This is a genomic window from Leuconostoc sp. (genome assembly GCF_965300815.1).
Genome location: NZ_CBDKZH010000023.1, coordinates 12,954 through 17,261, shown reverse-complemented (window position 1 = coordinate 17,261; position 4,308 = coordinate 12,954). Strand labels below are relative to the sequence as shown.

At 43.0% G+C, this 4,308-nt stretch carries 4 protein-coding genes and 1 tRNA gene; 4 read left to right on the top strand and 1 reads right to left on the bottom strand.

Annotation, left to right across the window (positions count from 1 at the left end):
* Window positions 1–388: 388 nt before the first annotated feature.
* A tRNA-Leu gene (locus tag ACW12G_RS02855) sits at window positions 389–472 on the bottom strand.
* A gap of 255 nt (window positions 473–727) precedes the next feature.
* Between ACW12G_RS02855 and serC the strand changes: the two genes are divergently transcribed.
* The 4 genes from serC (at window position 728) to ACW12G_RS02835 (ending at window position 4,305) form a co-directional block, all read left to right on the top strand.
* Window positions 728–1,816, top strand: a complete 1,089-nt coding sequence (gene serC, locus ACW12G_RS02850; protein WP_455647217.1) for a 3-phosphoserine/phosphohydroxythreonine transaminase — start codon at window positions 728–730, stop codon at window positions 1,814–1,816.
* Window positions 1,813–2,991, top strand: a complete 1,179-nt coding sequence (locus ACW12G_RS02845) for a 3-phosphoglycerate dehydrogenase family protein (protein ID WP_048699981.1) — start codon at window positions 1,813–1,815, stop codon at window positions 2,989–2,991. Before serC ends, ACW12G_RS02845 begins: the two co-directional genes overlap by 4 nt.
* A 15-nt stretch (window positions 2,992–3,006) precedes the next feature.
* Window positions 3,007–3,492 carry a phosphatidylglycerophosphatase A family protein gene (locus tag ACW12G_RS02840; RefSeq protein ID WP_010003990.1) on the top strand — a complete coding sequence of 162 codons (486 nt, stop codon included), beginning with the start codon at window positions 3,007–3,009 and terminating at the stop codon, window positions 3,490–3,492.
* Window positions 3,493–3,582: 90 nt separating this feature from the next.
* The gene (locus ACW12G_RS02835) at window positions 3,583–4,305 is read left to right on the top strand and encodes a YebC/PmpR family DNA-binding transcriptional regulator (RefSeq protein ID WP_455647216.1); all 723 of its coding nucleotides are present in this window, start codon (window positions 3,583–3,585) and stop codon (window positions 4,303–4,305) included.
* Window positions 4,306–4,308 lie beyond the last annotated feature (3 nt).

Here is a 4,308-nt window from a genome sequence, read left to right as displayed (position 1 = left end):
TTAATATGCTAAATTAGATGAGTAACGTATCGGTTACATGATCTCAGTACAAACATTCACATTACGTTGTTAAAAAACACACAACCAGCATTTTTCTTCGTAATATTCAAACGTAGACTAACAGGATGCTTGTCTTGCCAGTCAAGATAGCGCCTATCTTGTTATATTGTCAGTACTGGGTTTTGAGAGAGCGTGAGCCATGGTGGACAGCGATGTCTACCATGGCTTTTTTGTTGTCGAATTTGTAGCACTTTTGTAGCAAATCGTAGCAAAAATAGTGAAAACTGATGAAAACTCACAACAACTCTAAACAACCCAAAACCCTGACGTATCAAGGTTTAAGCAACAAAAAACCGTTCTACCAATAACAAGGTAAAACGGTTAAATATGCCGCTGACAGGAATTGAACCTGCACGAGATTGCTCCCATACCGACCTGAACGGTACGCGTCTGCCAGTTCCGCCACAGCGGCATTACTTGATTAGTATACTAAACTTTTCTATAAATGAAAAGATTGACTTTCATTAGCAATATAGTAAGATATAAAACAACAGTGGATTTCTCATTAATGTTTGTTATTGCGCCGGTTTACCGGCATTCTTTCACAACATTAGTTCACTTAAAATGTTGATTTCGACCGATTGCGGTTGATAATGTTCGTGAATTACAACGTATCCCGTTGTGATTTTGTAACCGATTGGAGGGTGTGCAAGCGCACATAATCATGATGACAACGTATAACTTTTCAGCTGGACCTGGTGTATTGCCAGAAGCTGTAATCACCCAAATCAAACAAGAGTTTGAAAAGAATGAACACACACATATGAGCATCGTTGAAATTTCTCATCGATCGCAACAGTTTCAAGATATTGTAGCCGAAGCTGAACAAAAATTACGCCAGCTGATGCAAATTCCGGCAGACTATGCTGTTGTCTTTTTACAAGGTGGCGGCTCATTACAATTTGAAATGATGCCGTTAAATTTCGCGACACAGCAACAAAAAATTGCCATTTTGGATTCAGGGAATTTTGCGGCGAAAGCGGGCGAAGCTGCAACACAGTTAGGTAAAGATGTGACGATACTTGACAGTACCAAGACACAAAACTATCAAGGATTACCAAGTTTACCGACTGATTTTGAGGCAACGGCCTATGATTACCTACATATTGTGACGAATAATACAATCGAAGGGGCAACTTTCCATCAAGATAATCTGCCCCAAACCTCAGGACGCCTGGTCGCTGACATGAGTTCTAATATTTTAGCGGAACCGTATCAAGTGACGGATTTTGATGCGATTTTTGCTGGCGGTCAAAAAAATTTGGGACCCGCAGGCGTGACGGTAGCGATTCTAAAAAAAGACTGGTTGGCTGAACAGGATCTCACCGGGGTTGGGCCAATGATGCGCTACCAAAACCACATTGACAAACAGTCCATGTATAATACGTCGCCAGTATTTGCGATTTATGCCTTGAACTTGGTGTTGGATTGGGTCATCGCACAAGGTGGCGTGTCGGCGATGTATGACCGCAATCTTGAAAAGGCTAATCGCCTCTATGATTATTTAGACCAATCAACTTTTTACACGGCACCGGTTGAACGTGCCGCGCGGTCATTGACAAACGTGGTCTTTACCACTGGTGACTTAGCGCGTGACAAAGCCATCGTTAAACAGGCGACTGAAACGGGCTTATTTAATCTTGGTGGTCATCGCTCAGTAGGTGGCTTTAGAGCTTCGCTCTATAACGCCCAACCTATTGCAGCCGTTGATGCCTTAATTACGTTTTTAAAGAAAGTAGAAGCAGAACAAGCATGACAAATATTAAAACCTATAATGCGATCAGTGCCAAAGGTTTGGATTATCTGACCGCACATGGCTATGAAATTGATGGTGAAGGCGAACCAAAGGGCATTATCCTTCGGTCGCAGAGTTTGCATGATGAACCAATTGCTGATAGCGTTCGGGCCGTTGTCCGAGCAGGGGCTGGTTTTAACAATATTCCAGTTGAAGAATTGTCAAAACGTGGTGTTGTTGTATTTAACACACCGGGCGGTAACGCGAATGCGGTGAAAGAGTTAACCATTGCTGCTTTGATTTTGGCGGCACGACCAGTCGTTGGGGCCATCGGTTTTGCGAATGAAACGCGTGGTGGTGATGTCTCACTACGGACCGAAGTGAATAAAGGCGGTTACCGTGGAACGGAGTTAGCAGGGAAAACATTGGGCGTCATTGGCCTAGGTAATGTTGGTTCAAAAGTAGCTAACACGGCGTTGGCTTTGGATATGGATGTGATTGGGTACGATCCAGGGTTAAATGCCAATACCGCATGGCGCATTGACCGACACATTGTGCGCGCCAAAACAGTCGATGAAGTCCTTGAACAAGCTGATTATGTGACGGTGCATATTCCATACACAGAAAAAAATCATTTCTTTATTAATGCCGACCGCTTAGCTAAAATGAAGCCAAATGCCGCGCTATTAAACATGTCACGGGGTGGCATTGTGGATGATTTGGCTGCGAAGGATGCCCTCGATCGTGGAACATTGCACGTTTATATTACTGATTTTGCGGACGAAGCGTTGTTTGATCATCCCAAGGTGATTATTACGCCACATATTGGCGGGTCAACCATTGAAGCGGAAGATACTAGCGCCTTAATGGCGGCGCGGCAATTGGACGAATACTTGACGACGGGAAACATTATTAATTCGGTGAACTACCCAGATATTGACGAACCATTTGTGACGAAGTATCGTGTTGGCATTATTCATGAAAATGTGCCGAATATGATTAGTCAAATTTCGAAGTTTTTTGGGGACAACGGCATCAACATTGAACAATTGAGCAATCGTGCCGTGGGCGCTTATGCGTATACACTCGTTGCGATTAATGATTTCACGCCAGAACAACAAGAATATGTGAAGACGGCGTTGGATGAGATTCCTCACGTGATTTTGACACGTCGTTATGTTAATGACATGATTTAAGAATAGGAAAACAAGATGAAAGATTTGCAAGAAGCAGCGATTGGCAAGTTAGCTGAACGTGGTGTGACAATCGCTGATATTACCGCTGGTACCCAGACTTTTTTAACGGACAAGTACCACGATACGATTGATACCGAAAAACTGACAGCAGCGGTACAGCATGTACTCCACAAAGATGAAGTTGCCGATATTATTTTAACGGCAATTTATCTCGATGAACAAGCGGCGTTAATGCCAGAAACACAACCCTTAAAGGCGCGGTTACAACGAGATGCGAATGGGCATAACGTTGACGAAATTTTAGCAATTGCTATTACGCAACAATTCTCAGCTGCAGCAACGGTGCATTACGGTTTGCTAGATGATTTGAAGCCGGGATTGATTGGTGAAATTAATGATCGGACAGATACCATTAACGTGTATTTGGATGATATTTTAGCCGCATTAATTGCGAGTTCAGCCATGACTTATCTCGAATTATTAGGTGGCAACAACTATTAATAACACTGCAAGACACGAGAGAAGCCTAGTCAGATAGGCTTTTTTTTGTTAAAATTAAGACCATATTGACAAAATCAAGGAGATGTTAACATGTCAGGACATAGTAAGTGGCATAACATCCAGGGCCGTAAAAACGCCCAAGATGCTAAGCGTGGTAAAATTTTCCAGAAACTAGCACATGATTTGTATGTAGCGGCTAAGGCCGGTGGGGCTGATCCTAATATGAATGCGTCATTGCGTTTGGTTGTGGAAAAGGCTAAAGCTGCGAATATGCCAAAAGATAATATTCAACGGGCATTAGATAAGGCGTCAGGCGCCGGTGGTCAAAAGTTTGAAGAAGTGACTTATGAAGGCTATGGGACTGCTGGTGTTGCCATTTTAGTTGAAGCATCAACGGACAACATCAACCGTACAGTGTCAAGTATTCGTAATTCCTTCAAGCATTTTGGTGGGGCACTTGGGACAAGTGGTTCTGTGGCCTTCCAATTCGATCGGAAAGGTTACTTAGCGATTAACCGTGCTGATTTTCCCGATTTGGATGAAGATACGGTACTTGAAGCAGCATTGGAAGCTGGTGCGGAAGATGTGCAAACACAAGACGAAGTCTTTGAAATTTACACAACGGCAGCTGATTTTCAAGCTGTTGAATTGGCAATGACAGCTGCCGGCTATGTTTTTGAAGAAGCCGAAGTCACAATGATTGCGCAAAATCCGGCTGAAATTTCGGATGAAGATCGTGAAAAGTTAGACAAGCTTGTCGACGAATTAGAAGAAAACGAAGATGTTTTGGCGGTTTATACCACTGCTGACTAAAAA

Excerpts from the sequence above, each read along its gene's own strand:
- serC (WP_455647217.1), top strand. The coding sequence starts at position 728 with ATGACAACGTATAACTTTTCAGCTGGACCTGGTGTATTGCCAGAAGCT.
- ACW12G_RS02840 (WP_010003990.1), top strand. The coding sequence starts at position 3,007 with ATGAAAGATTTGCAAGAAGCAGCGATTGGCAAGTTAGCTGAACGTGGT.
- ACW12G_RS02835 (WP_455647216.1), top strand. The coding sequence starts at position 3,583 with ATGTCAGGACATAGTAAGTGGCATAACATCCAGGGCCGTAAAAACGCC.
- ACW12G_RS02845 (WP_048699981.1), top strand. The coding sequence starts at position 1,813 with ATGACAAATATTAAAACCTATAATGCGATCAGTGCCAAAGGTTTGGAT.